This window comes from Nocardia jiangxiensis NBRC 101359 (assembly GCF_000308615.1).
GTDB classification, from domain to species: Bacteria; Actinomycetota; Actinomycetes; order Mycobacteriales; family Mycobacteriaceae; genus Nocardia; species Nocardia jiangxiensis.
Genome location: NZ_BAGB01000164.1, coordinates 84,869 through 107,913, shown reverse-complemented (window position 1 = coordinate 107,913; position 23,045 = coordinate 84,869). Strand labels below are relative to the sequence as shown.

General features: G+C 62.8%; 21 protein-coding genes. 9 read left to right on the top strand and 12 right to left on the bottom strand.

Features of this window, described 5'->3' with window-relative positions; all coding sequences use genetic code 11:
- Positions 1-322: 322 nt before the first annotated feature.
- The 4 genes from ON40_RS39780 to ON40_RS39765 all read right to left on the bottom strand — a co-directional run bounded on the left by ON40_RS39780 (position 323) and on the right by ON40_RS39765 (position 3,094).
- Entirely contained in the window at positions 323-1,087 is a 765-nt protein-coding gene (locus ON40_RS39780; protein ID WP_083896289.1) for an SDR family NAD(P)-dependent oxidoreductase, read from the bottom strand.
- Positions 1,088-1,411: 324 nt separating this feature from the next.
- Entirely contained in the window at positions 1,412-1,651 is a 240-nt protein-coding gene (locus tag ON40_RS54110; RefSeq protein WP_040830646.1) for a hypothetical protein, read from the bottom strand.
- A 7-nt stretch (positions 1,652-1,658) separates the two neighbouring features.
- Positions 1,659-2,195 carry a VOC family protein gene (locus ON40_RS39770; RefSeq protein ID WP_083896288.1) on the bottom strand — a complete coding sequence of 179 codons (537 nt, stop codon included), beginning with the start codon at positions 2,193-2,195 and terminating at the stop codon, positions 1,659-1,661.
- Between the two features lie 125 nt (positions 2,196-2,320).
- On the bottom strand, positions 2,321-3,094 hold the full coding sequence (locus ON40_RS39765) for a FadR/GntR family transcriptional regulator (RefSeq protein WP_051194312.1): 774 nt from the start codon (positions 3,092-3,094) through the stop codon (positions 2,321-2,323).
- Between the two features lie 330 nt (positions 3,095-3,424).
- Here ON40_RS39765 and ON40_RS39760 point away from each other — a divergent pair, with 330 nt between their 5' ends.
- From ON40_RS39760 to ON40_RS39750, 3 genes are all read left to right on the top strand, one after another.
- A complete protein-coding gene (locus ON40_RS39760; RefSeq protein WP_157186740.1) occupies positions 3,425-4,276 on the top strand; it encodes a VOC family protein in 852 nt (283 codons plus the stop codon).
- Between the two features lie 216 nt (positions 4,277-4,492).
- On the top strand, positions 4,493-5,404 hold the full coding sequence (locus ON40_RS39755; RefSeq protein ID WP_083896286.1) for an alpha/beta fold hydrolase: 912 nt from the start codon (positions 4,493-4,495) through the stop codon (positions 5,402-5,404).
- A gap of 5 nt (positions 5,405-5,409) precedes the next feature.
- A complete protein-coding gene (locus ON40_RS39750) occupies positions 5,410-6,153 on the top strand; it encodes an SDR family NAD(P)-dependent oxidoreductase (protein WP_218008953.1) in 744 nt (247 codons plus the stop codon).
- Between the two features lie 150 nt (positions 6,154-6,303).
- Here ON40_RS39750 and ON40_RS48875 read toward each other — a convergent pair whose 3' ends face one another.
- From ON40_RS48875 to ON40_RS39725, 4 genes are all read right to left on the bottom strand, one after another.
- Positions 6,304-7,662: an MmgE/PrpD family protein gene (locus ON40_RS48875; RefSeq protein ID WP_051194310.1), complete on the bottom strand. Its 1,359-nt coding sequence runs from the start codon at positions 7,660-7,662 to the stop codon at positions 6,304-6,306.
- Between the two features lie 1,593 nt (positions 7,663-9,255).
- Positions 9,256-10,728, bottom strand: coding sequence for a UbiD family decarboxylase (locus ON40_RS39735; protein WP_040830638.1), 1,473 nt, complete (start codon positions 10,726-10,728; stop codon positions 9,256-9,258).
- Positions 10,725-11,342, bottom strand: a complete 618-nt coding sequence (locus ON40_RS39730; RefSeq protein WP_083896283.1) for a non-oxidative hydroxyarylic acid decarboxylases subunit B — start codon at positions 11,340-11,342, stop codon at positions 10,725-10,727. Before ON40_RS39730 ends, ON40_RS39735 begins: the two co-directional genes overlap by 4 nt.
- Before the next feature lie 2 nt (positions 11,343-11,344).
- Complete coding sequence (locus tag ON40_RS39725) at positions 11,345-12,076, bottom strand: alpha/beta hydrolase (RefSeq protein ID WP_040830634.1); 732 nt, start codon at positions 12,074-12,076, stop codon at positions 11,345-11,347.
- 71 nt (positions 12,077-12,147) lie between these two features.
- On the opposite strand from ON40_RS39725, the gene ON40_RS39720 reads away from it, so the two are divergent.
- A complete protein-coding gene (locus ON40_RS39720) occupies positions 12,148-12,582 on the top strand; it encodes a MarR family winged helix-turn-helix transcriptional regulator (RefSeq protein WP_040830632.1) in 435 nt (144 codons plus the stop codon).
- 84 nt (positions 12,583-12,666) lie between these two features.
- Here ON40_RS39720 and ON40_RS39715 read toward each other — a convergent pair whose 3' ends face one another.
- Complete coding sequence (locus tag ON40_RS39715) at positions 12,667-13,962, bottom strand: MFS transporter (protein ID WP_040830630.1); 1,296 nt, start codon at positions 13,960-13,962, stop codon at positions 12,667-12,669.
- Between the two features lie 754 nt (positions 13,963-14,716).
- Between ON40_RS39715 and ON40_RS39710 the strand changes: the two genes are divergently transcribed.
- The 5 genes from ON40_RS39710 to ON40_RS48870 all read left to right on the top strand — a co-directional run bounded on the left by ON40_RS39710 (position 14,717) and on the right by ON40_RS48870 (position 19,711).
- Complete coding sequence (locus tag ON40_RS39710) at positions 14,717-15,547, top strand: SDR family NAD(P)-dependent oxidoreductase (protein ID WP_040830628.1); 831 nt, start codon at positions 14,717-14,719, stop codon at positions 15,545-15,547.
- A gap of 459 nt (positions 15,548-16,006) precedes the next feature.
- The gene (locus ON40_RS39705; protein ID WP_157186737.1) at positions 16,007-16,795 is read left to right on the top strand and encodes a substrate-binding domain-containing protein; all 789 of its coding nucleotides are present in this window, start codon (positions 16,007-16,009) and stop codon (positions 16,793-16,795) included.
- A 31-nt stretch (positions 16,796-16,826) separates the two neighbouring features.
- Entirely contained in the window at positions 16,827-17,705 is an 879-nt protein-coding gene (locus ON40_RS39700; protein ID WP_157186736.1) for a VOC family protein, read from the top strand.
- 2 nt (positions 17,706-17,707) lie between these two features.
- Complete coding sequence (locus tag ON40_RS39695) at positions 17,708-18,856, top strand: CaiB/BaiF CoA transferase family protein (protein ID WP_083896281.1); 1,149 nt, start codon at positions 17,708-17,710, stop codon at positions 18,854-18,856.
- A 90-nt stretch (positions 18,857-18,946) separates the two neighbouring features.
- On the top strand, positions 18,947-19,711 hold the full coding sequence (locus ON40_RS48870) for a FadR/GntR family transcriptional regulator (RefSeq protein ID WP_051194307.1): 765 nt from the start codon (positions 18,947-18,949) through the stop codon (positions 19,709-19,711).
- An 18-nt stretch (positions 19,712-19,729) separates the two neighbouring features.
- Here the strand turns inward: ON40_RS48870 and ON40_RS39685 are convergent, their stop codons facing one another.
- The 3 genes from ON40_RS39685 to ON40_RS39675 all read right to left on the bottom strand — a co-directional run bounded on the left by ON40_RS39685 (position 19,730) and on the right by ON40_RS39675 (position 23,028).
- Positions 19,730-20,488 (bottom strand): FadR/GntR family transcriptional regulator, encoded by a 759-nt coding sequence (locus tag ON40_RS39685; protein WP_051194306.1) that lies wholly within the window; start codon positions 20,486-20,488, stop codon positions 19,730-19,732.
- A gap of 510 nt (positions 20,489-20,998) precedes the next feature.
- On the bottom strand, positions 20,999-21,763 hold the full coding sequence (locus ON40_RS39680) for an SDR family NAD(P)-dependent oxidoreductase (RefSeq protein ID WP_051194305.1): 765 nt from the start codon (positions 21,761-21,763) through the stop codon (positions 20,999-21,001).
- 32 nt (positions 21,764-21,795) lie between these two features.
- A complete protein-coding gene (locus ON40_RS39675) occupies positions 21,796-23,028 on the bottom strand; it encodes a cytochrome P450 (protein WP_051194304.1) in 1,233 nt (410 codons plus the stop codon).
- Positions 23,029-23,045: the final 17 nt, after the last annotated feature.

The following is a 23,045-nucleotide window of genomic DNA, read 5'->3' as shown; positions in this document are numbered from 1 at the left end:
TTCGACCTGCTCGGCCTGCCACTGGGTATGACAGAGCGCGACGAGATCGTCGGCGTACCTGATGAACACCGGGGGAGTCCGTTCGCGTCGACTCGGCAGCACTGCCGGACTCCACGTACCGAACTCCCGCCGCGTGGTCCAGCTCGTGCATGGCAATGTTCAGCAGCAGCGGACTGATGACTCCGTCTTGGGGCGTGCCCTCAACGACACGACTCCATCCTCTCCAAGAGAGGAAGTCTCTGGACATGCCGGGTGATTCGAGAAGTCAGGATACCTGTGTGCCTGTTGAAGTCTCCTCGAAGATTTCCCCGTAATGGTGTGATCAGTGAATGCCTGCTGTCAGGCCGCCGTCGATCGTGAAGACCGTTCCAGTCACCCAGCTACTTTCATCCGACGCGAGGTAGAGCGCTGCCCTCGCAATGTCATCAGGCTCGCCGATCCGTGGAATGGGCATCGGTGCGAAGAAGTTCGTCAGATCGACGGCCGCCCCCGCTCGACTCATCGGTGTGTCCACTCCGCCAGGTGCGATGGTATTGGCGCGAATACCGTCGTGGCCGAACTCCAGTGCGGCCGTGGTTGTGACCGCGGCATTGCCTGCCTTACTTGCTGCATATGCTGCGAGTCCCGCCGTTCCGGTCAGTGCACCTGTCGCGGATGAGAGGACTACGATGCTTCCGCTGCCAGCCTCACGCATGCCGGGAACAACGGATTGAATGGCGTGGAAGGTGCCGAGCACATTGATGTCGAAGGCCTTTCGGAAGTCCTCTTCTGTGCTCGACATGAGGTCGCCGATGACCATGACACCCGCGCAATGGACGAGGATGGTCGGTGGTGCGCCGAATCTGTCACGGGAGAGCTGGATCGCCGATGCCCATGAGTCCGGGCGGCGGACGTCCAGCTCGCTGAAAACCTGGTTGGCATCCAAGGTTTCAAGGGATGCGACCTCGGTCGACTTCTGGATGTCAGCTACGACGACGCGCGCACCTTCGGCTACGAATAAACGAGATACTGCGTGCCCGATGCCACCCATACCGCCGGTGACGAGCGCGACCTTCCCTGCAAGTCGACCGTGTTGCATTGCAGTCATCGTTCGACGGCTCCGTCCAGCATGCAAGCTGAGTCACGTTCATCGGTAAATCTAATCATGATAGACATAGTATTCGGATGTGTTGCAGATTACAAGAGCTATTCGACCGGGCGGTAATCGGAGAAGATTGTTGACTCCGCAACCGCGATACCGTGGAGTGTCAACCGGCACGTCAGAGTGCTCGGACTGCTGATGAATGCGACAGTAGCCGGGCTGCCATGTGATCGTCCTGCGTATTGCGGGAAACCGTACCTATCCGTCCTGCGCTTTGCGGGGATTGGCAGTTCTGCGCCCCGTTCGCACATCTCCTCCAGGCGATTGCGATTACCGGTTGAACGAGTCGAGGACCAGCCGCCGGAGATGTCGCGAGTTAGTGTCGACGCGTAGCTTCTGCTCGCGCACCGCAATGAGGCGGTGGTCATCAAGCGCCACTGGAAGCTGTTGAATCTCCGCGTCGATGAGCGGCTTGCTGAGGCTCGGCGCCGATGCTGTCATCGAGTGCCTGCAGCAAGGCCTTTCCGGAAATCTACTGATGAAGCCGAACTTCGGGGCTGTGACCGCCATAGTCGGATCATGATCGAGCGTCAGGGTAGAAGTGCTCGAGTCCTGGGCGAGACGCGAGCGTACTGCATGCTTCGATCAGGATGCCGAAAGGGCCCTCGGACAACTGGATTCGGCGATCGCCCTGGTCGTCGGGTCGATAAGCCAAACAGGGCCATGAGTGTTCGTCGAGACGGGACTGTTCGGCAACCAGGTTCTCCGACCAGTATCCGATGTGATGGAATGCCGAGTCTCCTCGCCGGACGAGCGGTGTGTCGTGTGACGGCTCGATCAACTCGATCGACACTGGCTGATCGACCGAGAACACCACTCTGCTGTCGACTCGGTAGACGCGTCCGTCGAGACCCTGCAGATTCGCTTTGACGTGGTGAATGTCGGCCCAGCTCAGCCCGAGCGCGGCGGTGAGGTCGGCCATCGCGGTATCTACGTTGTCGACGATGAAGCCGATATGCCAGATTGAGCCCGGCTTAACTGTAGTCATAGTATGCATGTTATTGCTAGCGGGGCCGCCTGTCCAGTGCTTCAGGGTGGGCGCTGCCTCGGCCATGGATTGCGAACGTACGTGCTCAGCCCCTGTCGGCGATGCGAGCGTGCCTGCTTCGCCGGCGACTGTGTAGCTGCGCTGATGGCTGCGATGGGTCTTGCCCCATGGTGACCAGACTTCTCCGACTCTCAAGGCCTGCTTCTCGCAGGTATGGCCAACGATGATGCCCACTGGACCGGGCGTAGTGGCAGGTCCCTGTATGCGGCCAGCCACGCCTTGTGGGCGTCGTCGAGATGGCTTGCCATGGCATCGTGGGCACGGTCCGGGTCGCCGGCCCGAAGGGCGTCGGCAAGCTCCTTGTGTGCTGTGAGTACATCGCGACGTTGCCTGGTGGTGAAGTCTCCGGCGACGACGCCGAAGGCGAGACCGTCGGCTCCCCATTCGAGACTGGCGGACAGCAACTCGAGCACCGGGCTACGTGAGGCATTGGCGATCACTTCGTGGAATCGAAAGTTGGTGCTGCGAAACAACTCTCGATCGTCGAGGTTTTCTGCCATCTCCGCGTTGATCGAGTCGAGTTCTTCCACTTCGGTAGCGGAGATTCGCGACGCGGCCATGCGTGCCAGCAGAGGCTCGAGTGCCTGCCGTGCGGCGAACAGTTCGGAGAACGGTATGCCGTTGAACTGCATGAGCAGGGTGAGTGACTCGCCGAGGTCGGACGGCTTCGGACGGCGCACTACGGGGCCGCCGTCGCGACCAGCCCTGACGGTCACGATCCCGCGACTCTCGAGCAACCGCATGGCCTCGCGAAGCGTGCTTCGTCCCACGCGGTACTTTTCGAGCATCTCGCGTTCGTTGTGTAACCGGGTGCCTTCTTCCAAGGCCTGCGAGACGATCTCATCGGTTATCTCACGTGCGACGATCTCGGATTGTTTGATCGGCCTATGCAAGGTGCCGGCCACGGTGGAAACCCTCTCGTCGCGTGCTCATGACTACCCGACCCCTTGGAAACGCTGAAGAAGGGCTCGAGCTCAACTATACCCGTGGGTCATAGAACTATGCATATGGAACACCTTCTTTGCGGCCAGGCCACGGCCAGCGTTGTGTGAGGCTTCGGCTGTCATCGCCGTCCAGGGCTCCTGGGGTGCCTGGTCGTGACGTGTTGCTCGTCGGGCGGACTGTCATTGGAGGTGTCGGCTTGGTGCTTGCGTAGAGAGCTCCCACCATTTAACATGTCTATTATAGTCATAATTAATCAAGACCCCGATCCCGCAAGAGCTCTTGGAGTGCAGATGCTGATATCCAGACTGGGGTACATCGGTCTGAACGTCGACGACTTGGATGACGCCGTACGGTTGTTCGAGACTGCAGGTCAGTTGCAGTTGAATCGTCGAGACGAGGGCCGTGCCTGGCTCGGCGCGGCTGGGCGGCATCATTGGGTCGTCCTTCAGCAAGACCTCGATCGACCCACTGGTCTCACCCGCATGGCGTTCGAGATCGACCCGGGTGTGACGTTGGACGATGCTGAGAAAGTGTTAGCAGAGGCCGGTGTGGTCTGTGAGCGCCGAGCCGACTTCCGAACCGACCTGGTACGCGAATGTGTTCGGTTCACGGACCTGGACGGGACGGAGATCGAGATCTTCCGCGGCTTGGCCGGTGTAGCTGGAGGCGGTGCTCCGAAGTGGGCACGACTCGAGCGTCTGTTGCACGTGGCTGTCACGTCGCCGAACTTCGATCTGGCGTTGGACTTCTACACGCAGGTCATGGGGTTAGGGGTCTCGGACTTCATCGAGGATACAACCGCCTTCCTGCACGCTTCGGATGGTGCGCACCATTCGCTGGTCCTGCAACGCCGGCCGGGGCAGTCGCGCGCTGCCAACCATGTGTGTTTCCAAGCGGAGTCGTTCGACGACGTCATGCGCGCCCGAGCAATCGTGAGGCGCGAAGGTTACGAACTTCGTGATGACTTGATTCGACACGAAACTTCCGGATCGATCGGGTTCTACTTCGAGGGCCTACCGCGCGGTCTCGGCGTCGAGTTCTGCTATGAGCACGGCCAGGTCGATCCTCAGCACCACAAACCTCGGGTATTTGTTCGTACGCTCCAGGCGAAGGACGTATATGAACCACCACCCGGATACTGATCATCGAACGCCAAGCTGGGACAGCAGCCACGAACCGTTGTATGGCATCGATGTGATGCAGTGGTTCACAACATGAGACCGCAGGCCCGTATCGGACTTCCGACGGCTATCTCAGCTTGATGCTATATACCGATCGCCACTGCTCGGCGTCGCGAGCCGAATCGTCAGTGCGGAACGACGAGTGCTCGGAAATCAACCGTCGGAAAGGATGAATGTATGGCCACGATGGACACCGTATGGGTGGACCTACTCGATGTGGGATTCGAACAGAAATTTTACGATGTCGCCGGGGTGCGAACCCGATGCATCGAGGCAGGTGACGGTCCACCCATGTTGTTCCTCCACGGCGGCGGCGGGCATGCCGAAACCTGGATACGCAATCTCGGTCCCCATGGGAAACACCGTCGGTGCTATGCCGTCGATATGTTGGGGCATGGCTTCACCGATGCGCCGGATACGTTGGACTACACGACTGATGACGTAATCGACCATCTGATCAGGTTCATTGATATCGCTGGAATCGATAGATTCGACCTATGTGGTGAATCATTCGGAGGGCGCGTGGCGTCGTGGCTGGCGATTCGCTACCCGGACAGGGTGAACAAGCTTGTGCTCAACACGTCAGGGGGCCTGCCTGCCACACAAGGACGGCAGGCCGCGGATGTCAGCGATCTGCTCGCCCGCACAACGAAATCGATTCATGCAGGAACCGACGATGCGGTGCGATCCCGTATCGCATGGCTTTTCGCGGATCCAGCACTGGTACCGGAAGAGTTTGTGAAGATCAGGCAGGCGATCTATCGCAGGTCGGGAATCAACGAATCGCTCACCAGGTTGTTCAGCAGAATTTTTGATCCCGCGGATGCCGTCCGCTATTGGCTCACCCCTGAGCGGTTGGAATATGTCCAGTCGCCGACATTGGTGATTTGGACGGACAAGAACCCCATCCATAGCTACGAGGACGCACTCGCGGGCTTTTCTCATATCCCGGACGTGCGATTCCACCTGATCGAAAATGCGGCGCACTGGCCGCAATTCGAACAGCCCGATGAGTACAACCGGGTTCAGCTGGATTTCTTGCTGGAGCCGTCGTATCCGTTGAAAGTGGCAGGTCTCGATAGGAGATGACATCGATGAATTCTGCGATCAACCGCGTTGCTTTTGTGACCGGAGCTGCATCGGGGATAGGCGCAGCGGTGACCCGGAGATTGGTGTCGGACGGCGCCGCGGTAACCGCGTTCGATAGAGATTCCGTGGGACTCGACCATCTAGCAGTCGAACTTGCTGGTGCAGCAGGTCGATTGGCGCCGGTGATCGGCGATGTCGCCGACCCGGGCGATGTCAAGTATGGCGTCGATGTGGCGGTCGAGACTTTCGGCAAACTTTCCTGGGCAGTCAATTGTGCTGGGATCGCCAGCGGTTCGGCACCTGTGGCGGAGGTGGACCCGGAAGACTGGGACCGGACGATTGCGATCAATCTGTCCGGTCTGTTCTATGGGATGCGGTACGAGATCCCCGCTATCCTTGCGTCCGGCGGTGGTGCGATCGTCAACATCTCGAGCGTATTCGCCGACCGAGGGCAGACCATGCGGCCTGCTTACTCGGCCGCGAAACATGGGATCCGAGGATTGACGCGCTCGGCGGCAGTCGATTACGCGGAAAAGGGATTGCGGGTGAACGAGTTGCAGCCTGGCGTGGTCAACACACCGATGCTTGGTGCTGATCAAGATCGAACAGATTCGTTCGCGCAACTGATTCCAGCGGGTCGCGTCGGTGATCCGAGTGAGATCGCCGCGGCGGTGCGGTTCCTGCTGTCCGACGATGCGTCCTACATCAACGGTGCGCACCTTGCTGTGGACGGTGCTTTCCTGGCGTGAGGGTCGTGGTCGTGCGGCCGAGATGAACAACGGCGTAGATCGCTGTTCGATGCCGTGCGCGTTGCCGTACCGTTCGGATCCGAACGGTACGGCAACGGTCATCTGCGATCGGGCTGCCCACCGCCATACACGACGTCGTTGCCCGTGCCTTCACTGCAACAACGCAGTGAGCTCCGCAATGTCGTCGACGGAGTCCAGCGAATCGACTGCCCAGATGATCGCCTCCGCTGTCTCTTCCGAGACGGCCGCCAGCGCGTTCGACTTGAACTTGGCGCGTACGTCGGCCAATGAGGCGGGGTTCGAGGTATGACCGCGAAAGCCGTACTCCGTCGCCGAATGGGACTCACCCGAGCCAAGGTGGACGGTGACTTCCGCGCTCAGCAGGGGCGCGCCTTCGGGAAGCGTGATCGGTTCCGCACGAACAAGTTCCGCGACACGGCTGATGTCGGGATCCGACCAGCGGGCGGGATCGAGATAGTCGAGCGGTTCCGACTTGCCGGTGACCAGGCGCAGTCCCAGCGCGAACGCCAGGCTGAAATGCGCCGAGACCGCATCAGTGGGCCGCGTGATGTATCCGCCGTGCCCGACTGCGAAACCATCCATCCCGACCTGGATCTCCCGAATATCGTGCCAGTCGAAATCCAGCTCTTGCTGGAGTCTGACGAGCGCGTCGAGCGCTGGAAGAACGGTCGCGACGCCGGGGTGGAGGCGGAAGATCGTATCGAGGATGTGATAGCGCTGGGGATCACCGTCCACGAGCGCAGCCGAGTCGTTGTCGCCGAAGATCTTGAAGATGCCCCGCGGCCCCTCGAACACGGTGCGCGGTCCAGTCAGACCGTGGGATGCCAGCAGAGCGGATTCGACACCTGAACGGGCCGCGCTGCCGGCGTGCAGCCTCTTGACCTCGCCGCCGGACTGGTCGTACTCCATCAATCCCGAACTGTCACTCGCTGTGATGCCGTAGGCGTTCACCAGTTGGTCGGCCGTGAGCCCGAGGAGTTTGGCCGTGATCGTCGCCGCACCGAACCCACCCAGGACCTTGGGCCCATGCCATCCGGTTTTCAACATGGCGCCGGTGGTAACCGCGCCCAGGCGGGACATCACCTCATGCCCTGCGACCAAGGCGGCAATGACCTCGCGGCCGGAATGATGTGACTGCTCCCCGACTGCCAACGCAGCGGGTACCAGCGCAGATGCGGCATGCCATGCCAGCATATGCGAATCGTCGAACTCGCTGCCGTGGCCGAACGAACCGTTGACATACGCTGCGCACGGTGCAGAAGCCTTGACACCCTTGACAACTGTGCATTCCGGGGCCGTGTGCATCGACTCCACGAGCGCTCGTTCCGGCTGGACATTGGGCAGGGTCGAACCCAGCAGCTGCACACCGAGGTTGTCGAGTAACAGCCATTTCGCCCTGTCGACGACATCCCGGGGGAGATCGTCGAATTCGAGCCCGATGGCCCAGCCGGCCAGTCTCTCGGAGACGGTTGGCTTGCCGGGCTCCACGGTCCCCTGCCCATCATCTGTCGACATACGCCTGTCCTTCGCTCTGGCGGATCTCCGCCGTTCCGGTAACTACACTTATAATAATCATGTTAAGCTGTGTTTAGCGAGGATTCGCTCCTTCGCTCAATGTGTCGCTTCGTCGGGTGGTGCCGTGGCGAAGCGCGCACACAGCGCATGCACGCTTCGAAGCGTCGGTGTCGCCGCTCGACGTCGTGGTCGTCTGATTGATGCCGTGGACGGCCTTCCGTGCACTTCGCCCGTCGGCACCGATACGGAGGCCACATCGTGAGCAGCGTCAGCTCGTCGCGTACCGAGGTCGCTGTCGTCGGTTCCGGGGACAGCGGCACCGACCTGATGATCAGCGTTCTGCGAAACTCTGATCACCTTTCGATGGGCGCGACGGTGGGAATCGATCCGAGTTCCGGGGGACGAGATCGAGATCGTCTTCGATGCAACCCGGCCAACGCCCATCAGCACAACAGCGATGCACTCGAGGTGAACATGGTGGACGGGCAACGATTCCGATCGTGGCGACCGTCTTACGAATGCGCCGAAGCCGCTTCGCGCGCTATTGAATCCGTTGGCCGAACGAATCGCTCCGCGCGGACTCGAGCAGAAAGACGCCTCGCGATGACGACGATAACGACTGAATTGCTCCCGACTGCGCGGTAAGCGAGCTGACCTGGGAAGGCTCCATGACACATACATCCAACTCGTACTCCTCGTCGAGCCGCCATGGCGTCCGCCTGACTCGCGGACCGGCCACTCGCTCCCGCTATCGGCGTCGGTGTCCTGGGTTCGGTAGCCGACCCGGAATCGACATTGCAGAAGCGGTCATCCATTTCGAAATTCGGGTGGGACAGTGATGCGCGCCTCGACGTCATTCCCCACCGCTGCTGATGTTCACCTTCGAATCTGGTTGGGTGGCATAGCATTCGACTATCGTGCCACGTATGCCGCCGCGCAGAGTTTTATCCACGAATGGCGTCGAAAGCGAGTGGAGGCGATCGAGTTGGTTCTGCAGTCGATCGACGACTTGGCAATGATGCCGCGCCTACCGTGTGAGGGACTGTTCTGTACGCCTTGACAGTTCCGGTCGGTTGAAACTCCGGTTGTGCCGTGCGCGTATATGACGTCGCATATTGTAAAGCTCTGCTCATGACAGTGATTCGAAGGAACAATGGACAGGAAAGATATTCTATCGGCTGATGATAGGTTTGCGAGTCGATCTGAGACGGTGTTGCATCGGCAGAGCAGAGAGGTGCTGAATTATTTCGGAAGATGTCCGAAATGCGGCTACTCGGCGCAAGCTTTTCTTCTCGTGACCTCTTATGCGGATGGTCGGACAACTGTTACCACGCTCGGAGTGTGTGGACTACCCTGCGGATGGTCCGGTCCCACCACGATTGTCAAGATGACATCGAACCCGAGCGGGATCTGATCGCGATTCGCCGGATATTTTCTCGAGTAGAAATTGCCGAATGAGGGGCGGCCGATGCTCGCCTGCGCAGTCGGGCCCGGGTAACAGATCCGGGCCCGAGGAACGTGTGTTCAGTGCACCAGGCGGGGGAACTTCTCGAGAATCGCTCGGGCCTACTGAGAATTGATCTGCGCGGTGGCCCGTGCTTGTACATCAGGCGGGTACGCTTCGTAGAAGGAACTGTGCGCCATCCGGCCGTGCCCGGGTGCCGGTTGGAGGGCGTGAACGATGGTCAGCGGCCCGCGGACAGTATGCCTTTCCTGTTCGCTGTAGCAGTACATCAGTGGATGAATACGTCCATGACGCACCTCCCGATGATCGGTTGGGTGCACCCTGGTCGCCAGACCCCAGAGCAGATCCCTGTCATCGGCCGGGTCGATGTCGTCGTCCAGGATAAATATATGCGAAAACTTACGGCCGGACCGAGAGGCATCTATTACGTCGGCTATCTTGCGAGCGAACTCCGCCGGGTCGGCTTTCGCTAGTACCATTCGCCACTGCGGGGGCACAGTGACAACGGCCCAATGGATCGCGGTCCGCAATGGTGCCCAGACCGTCGAGATCGGTAGCCCGGCCGCCCGTAACTCGGCCAGCAGGGCTGAGGACTGGCCCGCACCGATCACCGTATGGCACTCGTCCACCGGCCTGCCTTCGGCCACAACGGGCCAGATCGGAGCGTCGCGGTAGGTGATTGCAGCAATCGTGTACACCGGCTGTTGTGAGGTTTCCGAGGCAGCGTAGCCGTTGAATTCGCCGAAGGGGCCCTCCACGGCGTCGCGGCCCGGCGACAGGTGGCCTTCGATCACGACCTCCGCGCTGGCTGGTACATCCAGGTCGACGGTTTCACACGGCACCACTTTCAGTGGCTCGCCGTGGAGCGCACCGATGTATCCGGCCTCGTCCACTCCGTCGGGAAGCGGCATGCCGCCCACGACTGGAATCGCGGGATCACCACCTTGTACCAGCGCGAAAGGCATGGGCTGGCCTAACTTCGCCCATTCCTCCCAAATTCGCCCAATGTGTTGCGAGGGCTGGATCTGCCCGGTCATATGCCTGCCATCGATCTGCATGATTCGCGCGATCGACCAGTTCGTCCAACTTCCATCCGGAGTTTTTGCCACGATGATTCCCCAGGTATTGGGGTAGGGTCCGCCATCGTCCTGGTGTACTCGCGGAATTGGAAACCGATCCAGGGTGGCCGCCTCGCCCACCAGAATGTTTTGTTTGCAGGGCGCTTCCTCGCTGGCAACCACCTTCGGCGGTACAGGTGTGAACGTGCGGGCCCGTGCAAGGTGGTCGACGAGTTCGCCGGCGGTGGTTTCCGGTGGCAACCCCAAGGCCAGCGCAATCCGCGCGAATGGCTTGCCCGGCACGGAGGAGAGTGAGGCGGGCGCCCCGAACAGCCGAAAGCCTGAAGGGGCACCACTCACATTTTCGAACAGGGGGGCGGGGGTCTCGCGCTCGGTGGACAGCCGGGTTATCGCCGCAGCTTCCAGGTCGGCACTCACCGACTCGGTCACATGCTGCACATCACCCAGAGTGTCCAGTGCCTCGATGAATGTGCGTAGATCCGGATAGCAAGTCATCGCAGTAGTCCTTTCCTGTGTTCTTCCTCGCTCGACCGAACTCGATTGGCGTGTTGCATTCCTGACCAGCGATCAGCTCCGGTCATTTCGATGTCGAACTGGTCCAGCACCCGGGCGACCATGTGGTCGACGATTTCCGGAATGTCGGATGGGTGGTTGTAGAAGGCGGGCATCGGCGGCACGATCACCCCACCCATCCGCGACAACGCGAGCATGTTCTCCAGATGGATCTCGGACAGCGGGGTCTCTCGGGGCACCAGCACCAGCTTGCGGCGCTCCTTGAGCGTTACGTCAGCTGCGCGGATCACCAGCCCCTCGGCGTAGCCGGCCCGGATGCCCCCGAGGGTCTTCATGCTGCACGGGATGATCACCATGCCGTCGGTCCGGAACGAACCGGAGGAAATCGCTGCCCCCTGGTCGTCCGGGGAATAGCTGGCGTCTGCGAGCGCCGCGACTTCCCTTGCGGACATGTCGGTCTCGAACTCGATGGTGGCGCGTGCCCAGCGACTGAGTACCAGATGGGTCTCCACTTCGGGATGCCGACGTAGCTCGCGCAGCAGGCAGACGCCCAGAGCGGCGCCGGTGGCGCCCGTCATTCCCACGACAAGTCGCATGCTCATTCCCTCACTGTCGGCATCGGGTTGCCAATTCCTGGCTGAATGCGGTGGTAGCGGTTGGCGATCAGGTCACCGACAAGGTCGGGGCGGGCCAAGAACGGCGAGTGCCCGGTGTCGAGTTCGACAGCCTCGTGTGCGTTACGCGCCATGGCGCGCTGGTCCTCGGGCGCGATCGCCCTGTCCTGCAGGCACACTGCGTAAGTAGTGGTGACGGTTCGCCACGCGGCTACCCGATGTGTAGCGATCTCCTGATTGCAACTCACAGCGATCGGACGAAGTCTCTCGATCATCCGATCGGCGAGTTCGCTGTCGACGTCGTGATACAAGGTCGTGCGCGCCCGCGACGGGTCCATTGCGATCTCGTCGTTATTGGCTGCTGTCTTTGCCGCCTGGCCTGCGGTAACTCGTCTCCGCTGTGCCAATGGGATCGAGGGCACACCGGCCTCGAGCATGAAGGACGCAAGGTAGATGAGGTGCTTCACTCGAGCAAGTCCGGACGCGCCGAGTGTCACCGGCCCGCCGCCCCACGAGTGAGCCACCACCATGACATCACCGCGCTGTGCCTCGATGGTGGTGCGGACTACGGCCGCGTCTGTGTCGAGCCTGATCAGCGGCAATCGGACCGCGACGGACGGGATATCGCGAAGGTCGAGTTCGGCCCGCAACGGATCCCAGCAGGTTTCGTCATGCCAGCCACCGTGTACCAGGATCACCGTCGCAATCTCGGTCATGTTTCCCCTGAAGTCATCCGAATCTGAATTATCTGTACACGGAATATCTGTACACGGAATATACTCCGATGATGGAACCCAGGACAAGGGCGGGTTCGCCCGCAATACCACACCAGTTGCGGCGGGCGACCCAGGCCTTCACGTCGATCTGGCAGCGGAATGTGCCGGACCTGACTCCACCGCAGTACGCCGTGCTGTATGCGCTCAGTGAGCATGGGGAAATGGATCAGTCGGCGCTGGGCGAGCTGGCGTCGATCGACCGATCCACACTGACCCCACTGCTGGACCGGCTGGAGGGGCGCGGCCTGATCGCCAAGACGATCGACCCGGGAAATCGCCGTCGTCGGTTGAGTGCACTCACAGAGGCCGGGCGGCAGAAATTTGCGGAGACTCTCGATCGGACGGTCGCGATCCAGCGCTGGGTCGACGACACGCTCGGTGCGGAGGGGGCTCAGCAGCTCTATGTGCTGCTCCGCAGCCTCGGTGATGCCATATCTTCGGACTGACGGCCCTCGCGCAGGCGACGGGGTGTGGCTGCCCCGGATGATTCGGCTCCCGGCACCGGGTTGACGGAATCAGGGGCAGCGCGGCTACGTCGTCTCGTCGGCGAAGTTCGCTGCAGGAATGGGGGCGGCAGCGTGCTTACCGCTTGTGATCGTGAAAGCGGCCAGGGCAGCGGCACCGAGAAAGCAGACGCCGAGAGCAATGAATCCCCACAGCGATGACCCAGTCAGGTCGGTCAGCCACCCGAACAAGAACGGCCCCATGAACCCGCCGACGCTGCCCAGCGTGGTCATCGAGGCAAGGGCGAGTGCGGCAAATGCGTCCGGGAACATTCCGCTCGGCACGGCCATGAACGTCCCCATGGACATGTTGCTGCCGATAGCGACGACGCAGAGCAGCGTCATATGTACGAGGACACCGCTGGTGACCTGGGTTGCGAGCAGTGCGATTCCCGCTGTGGCCAGCGGTATGGCAACCCAGGCGCGCGCTGCGCCGCGGTCGCTGAAGCGGATCACGACGAGCATTCCGACCAAGGCCACCAGGTACGGCGCGGCGCTGAGAATGCCGATACGCAACGCCGAGCTGTCTGCCGACATCGCCTTGATCACGGTGGGCAGCCACAAGACGACGCCGTAGGAAGCCGCGAACCACAGGAATATCACGGTGATCAGTTGCCAGACGACGCGGTTTCGCAGCAGCTCGCGATAGCTCGTCCGGCCCGCCGACTTCTTCACCCGCTGCTCATCGTCGATCAGCAGTTGCACCCTGGTGCCATCGGTGGTGGGCAGCCACCAGGCTCGCGTCGGCTGCTCCCGGATCAGCAGGAGCCACGGCACCAGCCAGACCAGCGGCATGATTCCCTCGATGACGAAGATGGTGCGCCAATGCATCATCGTGAGGAGCCAGCCGGTGAAGGGTGAGGACAGCACGGATGACAGCGGTACGCAGGTGAGGAACAGTGTGTTGGCCCGGCCGCGTTCGGACTCGACGAACCACCGTGACAGCAGCATTATCACGATGGGCAGGACGCCGCCTTCGAAGACGCCCAGCATGAACCTGGCCACGTAGAGCTGGATGTCGTTTTGCACAAGTCCGCAGGCTGCCGCGGACAGTGCCCACCCGGTGATGAGTCCGGAGATGACCGGTCGGGTTCCCCAGCGTCGTGCCAAGAGTACGACCGGCACCTGCAGCACTACATACCCCAGGAAGAAGATGCCGGACACAATTCCCTTCGCCGAACTGGTCAACTTCAGCTCCGGCCCGGCATACGGGAGGATCATTGCGACGTTGCCGCGATCGAGGTACGCCAGTAGGTACATCACCATGACTACGGGGATGATGACGATCCAGCGCTTGCCGGCTAGGGGCATGGGCGAACTCATCGGGTGAACCCTCCTGTGGGCTGCGGATGGTGTGATGCGCCCCTGATGGCGCTTGCCGGCCGGCGTACCCGACGCTGTGTGAGTTTCCTGCTACATGGTTCTGAGCCGGCCAGGTGGGCCTGGCACGGTTTTCCGGATACGGCCACGCTGTTGTCCGGTAGGAGATCGAGCCACACTGCTCGACGACGGGCGACGTTGCCCGGCCGATACCGTGCGTCATATCCGTACGGGTCGGTCTCCGCGGTCGGCCCGTGCATCCGGTACATGTGCAGCACCCGATGCATGTGAGCCTGATTACTATGATTACATTTCTGTGAGGTGATGACAAGGGCTTGGTGTCGAGCAAGGTTCGGCGCCGTGCCCCTGCGACTCTCCGGCGCTGCTGCCATCTTTGCTGGAGTTACCGGGATGTCGCGAGTGCGTCCGACCGCCTCTCTTGGTCGAGGTTGCAATCGGCGACCAGTTTGACAGCCGGGGTTACTATAATCATGGTTTTCTACCAACGGTTCGAATAGCGTAGGAACGCCGTGGTTGTGAGCGGCTGGGCTGTTGTCGCGGTGAGTTGGTACGGCTCATGACGCGCTCGGTTCGATGAACGTCTGTAGCCGCCGCTGCTGTCCGCCTGGCGCACGTCGGGGTCTTTCCGTGCTTCGAGGGGCAACCCCTTGTGGTGTCAGCGGTTGAAACGGTGGAGGGGGTCCGAGGCTGTCGAACTGACCGTTCGGGAAGTTCGCGACTGCGTGAGGTACAAGCTGTGAAGATATGTGCAGGGCAGGTAGGTGTCGTCACCGGCGGCGCCAGTGGGATCGGCTACGGCTTGGCTGCTGCGCTCGCCGCGCGTGGCGTCAACGTCGTGATCGCTGATCGTCGCCGCGATGCCATCGACCGAGTCGTCGAGCGGCTCGTCCGGCCGGGGATCGAGGTACTCCCGGTCGAGGTCGATGTCAGTGACGCAAGCTCGGTCCAGAAATTGGCGGAGGTCACCGTGGCAAGGTTCGGCCGGGTGGATCTCGTCTGCAACAACGCTGGAGTGAATGGGAAGGCGGCGCCCATCTGGGAGCAGGATCTGCCGACGTGGAACTGGTTGGTCGGCGTGCATCTGTATGGGCTGATTCACGGCGTGCGGGCGTTCGCGCCGATCATGATCGAACAGGGGTTCGGTTACTTCCTGAATACGGCATCCATCGGCGGTCTGATTCCACTTCCGGGGCTGGGGCCGTACAACGCTACCAAGCATGCCGTCGTCGGTATGACCGAAACGTTGGATCAGGAACTTCGCGCTGCCTGCCCCGCTCTCGGTGCCAGTGTCCTGTGTCCAGGGCTGGTCGAGACATCCTTGAAAGAGACGTCGGCAATGAACCGTCCGGTGGGAGTCGAGACGGTCGAGGCCACCTCCGATGTGAGTGCGGAGCGCGCCAGTCTCCGAGCTGCTTGGGGTTCTGTGCTCACGCCGGCCGACGTTGCGGAGATCGCGCTTGCGGGCGTCGAAGCGCGCCGTCTGCACATCCTGCCGAACAACGACAGTGCCGCCCCTGTCCGTGCGCGAGTGGACCGCTTGATCGAGGACCTGCCAGAGCCGCAGTAGCTGATGTGATCGCAGTACTCCTGGCGCGGCAGTGCGGTGATGCGCCGGCGGTGGAGGTGTTGGATCGGCCGAATGTGTGGCAGTCGATGCTTCGTGCGTAGTTTAAAATATAGTCATGGTTTCTGTTGGTTGACGGCCGGGGCGAGAGGTGTTCGTTCTCGCCCTTGTGGTAGCTGCCTGGTTCCCGGTGGACGACAGCGCCGCGCGTCCCGCTTGCCGAGGAAGATGAATCGAGCGTATAATATGTTCATGTTATCTAGAGTTTCGGTGAAAGGTTGATTGATGTCGCCTCAACCGATCAGGCTCGCTTTCGGTGGCAACTACGACCGGGTGGCATCGCTGGCCGATGTGGGCCGTGAGATGGGGTTGGAACTCGCTCCCGAGATACTTCCCGGGCCGAAGGCGGCCTTCACGGCGTTGTCTCGAGGGCCGAGTTCCGGCGGATTCGACGGTGGCGAAATGTCCATCTCGTTCTACATGACCCGCCGATCCCGGCTGAAGGAGCGCAGCGACCTGGTTGCCCTGCCGGTATGGGTCTCGCGGACATTTCGGCACGGCAATATCTTCGTGCGTGAAGACTCCGGCCTGCACACGGCCGCGGATCTTGCCGGACGCAGCATAGGGCTGGCCGAGTATGGCATGACCATGGCGGTGTGGATGCGCGGGATCTTCGCTGACGAGGCCGGGCTCGAGGCTACCGACATCCGTTGGTTCACCGGCCGTGACCCGGCTTCGCTGGACGACGATCTCGTTCGCTATCCGAGTGGCCTCTCGATCTCGGCCGCTGATCGTTCCGTCCCGCTGATGGAGCAGGTGCGCACGGGAGCTGTCGACGCGATGATCGGCGCGGGGGTGGCTCCGCTGCCCGCCGGGGTCCGGCGCCTGTTTCCCGACCATGCAGCGGTCGAACGGGAGTACTACGGGCGGACCGGCGTGTTCCCGATCATGCATGTCTTCGTGCTGAGGCGGGAATTCGTCGAATCGCGGCCGGATGACGTCCCGCGGATCCTGGAGGCGCTCGAGCGTGCGAAGCGGATCGCGCAGGAGCGACTGTGGTCGACGAGTGTCTCGTATGTGACCCTGCCGTGGCTGCTGTCCGCTGTCGAAGAACAGACGGCGGTGATGGGGCCCGACCCATGGCCTTATGGCATCGAAGCGAATCTGCCCACGCTGACGACACTGCTGCGGTACATGACCGAGCAGGGGCTCCTGTGGGACGACCTGCCGCTCGACTCTTACTTCATCTGACTGGTCACGGTACGAAATGGGGACTCTGTACATGTCGAATTCCATCGAGGTCCGCGAAGGTATCCGCTTGGCGCGGCGCCTGGGCTACGTCGTTCTCCAAGTGGAGGATCTGGACGTCGCCGCGGACATGTTCACTGCCCAGGTGCAACTTCAGCTCAACGAGCGGCGCGACGACGCTGTCTTCCTCGGCAGTGCGGGCGACCACCACTGGGTAGTGCTCCGCTCCGACGAAGGTGTCGCGACGGGCTTGCGGACCATGGGCTTCGAGCTGGACCCTGCGGTGACCTTCGAGGAGGCGGAGATGTTCCTCGCCGAGCGAGGCATTCCGTTCGAGCGGAGCGATGCGGTCACCGAGAACCGGGTGGAGCAGCTGCTGCGGCTGCGCGATCCGGACGGCTTCGGAATCGAGCTGTTCCGCGGAATGATCAAGATTCCGGGACCGGGCGCTCCGAAGTGGGTCAAACTCGAGCGGGTACTGCACACTGCGGTGTCGGTGAGTGACATGAGCAAGTCGCTGGACTTCTACCTGAACACCCTCGGTTTGCGGGAATCGGACTGGATCGAGAACACCTCGGCGTTCCTGCACGCGACCGACCGGGCACACCACTCGCTGGTGCTGCAGGACAGGCCCGGCCAGCCGAAGGTCGATCACCTCTGCTTCCAGACCGATACGTTCGACGACGTCATGCGGGCTCGGGCGATCGTGCAGGCGGCCGGCTACGAGCTACGGGACGATCTGCTCAAGCACGCGCCGTCCGGGTCGATCGGCTTCTATTTCGAGGGCCTGCCCAAGGGGCTGGGCATCGAGTTCTGCCACGGTCATGCGATCGTCGAGCCCGATCATGTCGCCGGTACCTTCCCTCGCACGCTGCAGGCGAAGGACACCTGGCAGCCGCCTGCGGGGTTCTGACGGTGGCCGCGAACGAGAATCCTCGGTTGCCGCTGGACGGCGTGCGTGTCCTCGACCTGACCGGCACGATGTCCGGCCCGTACTGCACGATGCTGCTCGCGCAACTCGGCGCCGTCGTGGACAAGATCGAGCCACCGACCGGAGACATCACCCGCTCGCTGATGTCCGGTCGGCACGACGGGATGACCCCCATCTTCCTTGGACTGAACGTCGGCAAGCGCAGCGCTGTCCTCGATCTGAAACTGGATGAGGACCGGCGTCGGCTTAACGCGCTTTTGCCCGGATACGACGCGGTCGTGCACAACATGCGCCCGGCCGCGGCTGCGCGACTCGGACTTACCGAGGACGGGCTCGCCGACGCCGGCTCGGAGGCGTTGCTGTGTGAGATCGTCGGATTCGGGCCCGGGCCGTACGAGAGCCGTCCCGCCTACGACGACACCACACAATCGCTTTCCGGAATGGCATGGGTGCAGGGGAGGGGAGAAGTTCCCGAATACGTGCGTGCTGCCGTCGCGGACAAGACCGCCGGGCTGTATGCGGCACTGGGCGTGTGCGCGGCGCTGCTCGGTCGAGCACGCGGGAACCTGACCCGGTCGGTGCGGATTCCGATGTTCGAGACGATGGTGGCCTACACCATGGTGGAACAACTTGGTGGCCTTACCTTCGAGCCGGCGGAGGGGCCGCCGCTGTATCCGCGGACCATGTCGCCTTCTCGTCGACCGTTCCGGACGGCCGACGGCTACGTCGGCGTCATGCTCTACACCGACCGGCACTGGCGGAGCTTCCTGTCTTGGCTCGGCCGGGACGATCTCGTATCCGATCCGAAGTACGCGACGATTTCGGGACGGTCGGTGCACATCGACGAGGTGTACGGGTTCCTCGCCGGCGTGCTCGAGGGCGGCGGGACCGATGAATGGCTCGATGTGTTCGAGAAGCTCGACGTCCCCGCCGGACGGGTACAGACATTCGACGATCTGATCGCGGATCCGCACTTGGCGGCCACGGGTGCGTTACCGGTGGAAGACCACCCCACCGAGGGCGCCGTGCGTCGCGTGCGCTCGCCCTATCTGTTCGACGGGCGGCCGGCTGGCCCACTACGGCCCGCGCCGAATTTGGGTGAGCATTCGTCCGACATTCTGGGCACCGGCTGAGCAGAGTACGGGTTCGCGGCTTCAGCCCGGCGGAGTATGTGGCACCGACCGGTTCCCATCCCGTCGTCCGCGCAGTGGCAGGATGTCGGTATGGTGCACGGTCCAGCCCGCCGGGCGTTGAAGCAGTCCGACATCGTCGCGCGTGAGATCACCCGTCGTATCGTCGCCGAGAACCTGCCCGAGGGCACTCGACTGCCGCATGAGAAGGAGATGGTCGAGGAGTATCAGGTCGGGCGCAGCACCCTGCGCGAGGCGCTGCGCCTTCTGGAGACCAGAGGAGTCGTGAGTATCCGCTCGGGCCGAGACGGCGGGCCGGTCGTCCGTCGGCCACGGCCGACGGATTTGGGCGAGGCCCTCACTCTGTTGCTGCAATTCGAGGGTGTGAACTTTTCGGAAGTTTTCGCCGCCCGCCGGATTCTCGTGCCGCGACTCGCGCGCCGCGCTGCGGAAAGGATCACCCCCCCGACGCTTGCCGCTCTGCGAGAATGCCTGGACCGCATGCATGCCTACTTGGACGAGCCTGCGGTCTTTCGGGCTGAGCGGCAGCGCTTCGACAAGCTGATCTCGAATGCGTCCGAAAGCCCGGTGCTCGAGCTGCTGAACAGCGCTGTCGGATCGGTGGCCGAGGATGCGGACCGAGGTGCCGATCCCGATCGTTTCACGCGTACGCAAAGGGCCGCGATGGCGCGTGAAGATCAGGCGGTCTACGACGCTCTTGCGGAGCATGATCCGGACGCTACCCAAACTGCTATGGCCGTGCGTCTCGCGAGCGATGAGAAACGGGCGAATGCGGCGCGCCGAGATATCGCTGGTCGCTCGGTCCAGTGGGCGCTAGTGGAGCCGACTGGCTCCTGATCGCGTCGATTACGGACGTTAGAGGGATACGCCCGCTGTGGCCCATTGGACCGGGCTCCGGGTGAGATCCCGGTAGCGGCTCATCCAGTCCTTGCGGGAATCTTCGAGGTGGCCGTGCATCGCATCCTCTGCGGCCACCGGGTCGCCCGCGGCGAGCGCGTCGTACAGCTTCTCGTGCCAGGACATCGCCTTCAGCCGCTGCGCGCGGGTGAAGCCCGCACCGACCGCACCGAAGGCCAGTCCGTCGGCAACGGACTCGAGTGTCTGCCCGAGGATCGTCAGGACGGGGCTTCCCGACGAGGTGGCGATGAGTTTGTGGAAGCGTAGGTTCTCCGCGTGGAAGACGGCGGATTCGTCGATGTAGGCGTTCATCCGGTCCAGGCATTCGCGCATGGACGCGAGCGTCGCGGGGGTGATGTTCTTCGCCGCCATACCGGTCAGCGCCGGCTCGAGGGCCTGCCGAGCGGCGAACACCTCCGAGAAGTTCACCCCTTCGAACTGCAGAAGCAGGGTCAGCGCCTCGCCGAGATCGGATGGCCGGGGCTTACGCACGCTCGGGCCGCCGTCGCGTCCCGAACGGATGCTCAGCACACCGCGGCTCTCCAAGAGGCGCAGCGCCTCGCGCAGGGTGCTGCGCCCGACCTGATACTCCTCGACCATCGCCTTTTCGTTGGGGAGCCGCGTGCCTTCCGGCAGCTGATCGCGGACGATCCGCGCGACGATCTGGCGGGCGACGATCTCGGACTGTTTCATCGCCCGAACGGCTGGATCTCCCACTTGTCCCCTCCTGGTCCCACGGTCGTCGATCGGCACGTACTGTGCTCACGGCCGGTAGATCTGGGCAATCAAGCGTAATCCCGGCCGACCATGACTATAGTTTATCCAACCTGTAGATGCCTGGCCACTGAGAGCTCGCCTACGTGTGTCGGATGGCCTGGAGCTGGTGTCGGAGGGTGTGATCAGGCGTTGCGTGGCGTGGGTTCGGCGCCCCGGACGGTGACGAGTGTGCTGGCCCTAAACTCTCTCTATGGTCATCATGCCTGGGTGGGATAGGTCGTTCAGTGCGACGGGTGGTGATCCGCGATGCGAGCGGCCCGGCGGCGCCGCATCCCGCCGAACAGCCGCCGAGATGCACCGCTGGTCGCGGAGAACAGTACGGACGCAGCAGCGCCGCACGGACGGAGCGGCCGGCGTAGGTGAACTCCTCGCCGGTCCGCGCGTCCATCAGTGTTGAGCCCCGCAGAACTTCAGGCCGACACGCAGTGGGGTCTCCCGGGGGAACGGGATCTAGTGCGGCATGCCGCCGTCGAACCAGAGGGTCGAACCGGTGACGTAGCCGGCGTTGTCGCCAAGCAGGAAGGCTATGGCGGCCGCCACCTCCGCGGGCTTTGCGAGTGTCTTGATCAGCTGCGCGCCGTCGACTGCTTGGGCGAGCATGCGCTCGCCCTCCTCGCCCGGCGGCATGCAGCGGCGAGGCATCGCGGTATCGACCGCACCCGGGGCAATTGCGCACACCCGTACCCCGCGCTCGGCGAGTTCGACGGCCAACGCCTTGGTGAGGAACAGATTCGCCGCCTTGCTCGCGCCGTACAGCCCCAGACCGGGCGTCATCTGCCCGGCACTGCTGGAACTCACGTTCACGATGACGGCCTGCGGCGCCAGATGCGGCAGGATCGAGCGGGACATCACGAACGCACCACCCACGTTGATCCGCATCAGACGTTCGAGATCCGCCAGTTCGCAGTCGGCGAGCGGCTTCGCCAGGATGACTCCTGCCACGTTGGCCAGTGCATCGAACGGGCCGCCCCAGGTCTCGGCGTACCGGCTCAGCACCGCGGCCGCAGCGGTCTCGTCGCTGGAGTCCAGCACTTCGGACGCAACGCGGACCGAGGGCGCGGCCTCCTGAAGTTCCTTCCGGGTGCGCTCCAATCCCTCACCGTCCACGTCGGTACACAACACCGAAGCTCCTTGACGGGCGAGGTGCAGTGCGGTCGCGTGGCCGATTCCGCCACCCGCGCCGGTCACGACGATGCGCTTGTTCTGGAATGTCACGATGTTTTCTCCTGTAGGAAGTGAAAGCTGGGTCAGACCCGGACGGTGACGTGCAGCGATTCGTATGCATTGGCGAGCAGTTGCGCGTGCCGTCGGGGCGTGCCGGCGAGTTCGATCGACCGGAACCGGCGCGCCATCTCCTCCAGGACTGTCGCGGTTTCCAGCCGGGCAAGGGATGATCCGATGCAGGAATGCTCACCGAAGCCGAACGACAGATGCATGGCCTCGCGGAAGTCGCGGCCGATGTCGAACGTCTCGGGGTCGGCAAAGACGGTCTCGTCCCGGTTGGCGGCGCCGTACAGCATGTAGACACGCTGCCCGCGGCGCATCGCCTGGCCGCCGATTTCGGTGTCCTCGGTGACGGTGCGGCCGAAGCCGCGCACCGGCGTGATCCAGCGCAGCAACTCGTCGGTGGCGTTGCGGGCCAGCGTCGGATCGGTGACCAGACGAGCGTACTGTTCCGGATGTTCGGAGAAGGCCACGGCGAGTCCGGCGACGAGGTTGCGGGTAGTCTCGTTGCCCGCGGACAGGACACCCGCGACCATCATGTGCACGGTTTCGTTGTTCAATGCTCCTGCGTCTTCCGCCTGCGCCAAGGCCGTCAGCAGATCGGTGCCGGGATTGCGACGTCGGTCCGCCAGTTGATCCGCGAAGTACGCATACATTCCGCCGAGCCCGGCGGCCACCTCCGCGAGTTCCTCCTTGCCGACCGCGGCACCCATTTTGATGATCTCGTTGGCCCACCCGTCCAGCAACGGACGGTCCTCGGGCGGCATGCCGAGCAGCGTCGCGATCATGACCGACGGGACGGCCATCGCGACGTCGGTGAGCCAGTCCGTGTCCTCGCCCGGCACGATGGCGTCCAGAATCTCCACGACCACGGAGCGCACCTGCTCGTTCAGTTTGGCCACGTTGACCGGGCTGAAGGGCGTCCGGATGGCTTTGCGGAGCTCGGCGTGCCGGGGCGGTCCGTCCAGGGCGAAGTTCTCGGCGTTCGGTGGGAAGAACGACGCCACGACGTTGCCGTATCGGAAGTCGTTGAGCAGGATGCCGTCGCTGCTACTGAAGATCAGCGGGGTCCGGCCCACCTCCCGAATATCCTCGTACCGTGTGAGCAGCCACAGGTCGAGTGGCTCGTAGTAATGCACCGGGGATTCCCGGCGTAGCCGCGCGTACAGCGGGAAAGGGTCGTCCGAATAGAAATCCGGATCCTCGAGCCGGACAAGTTCGGAAAGATCCGCGACGACGGCGGGGTCTGCGGGCACAGTGATCTCCTGGGTAA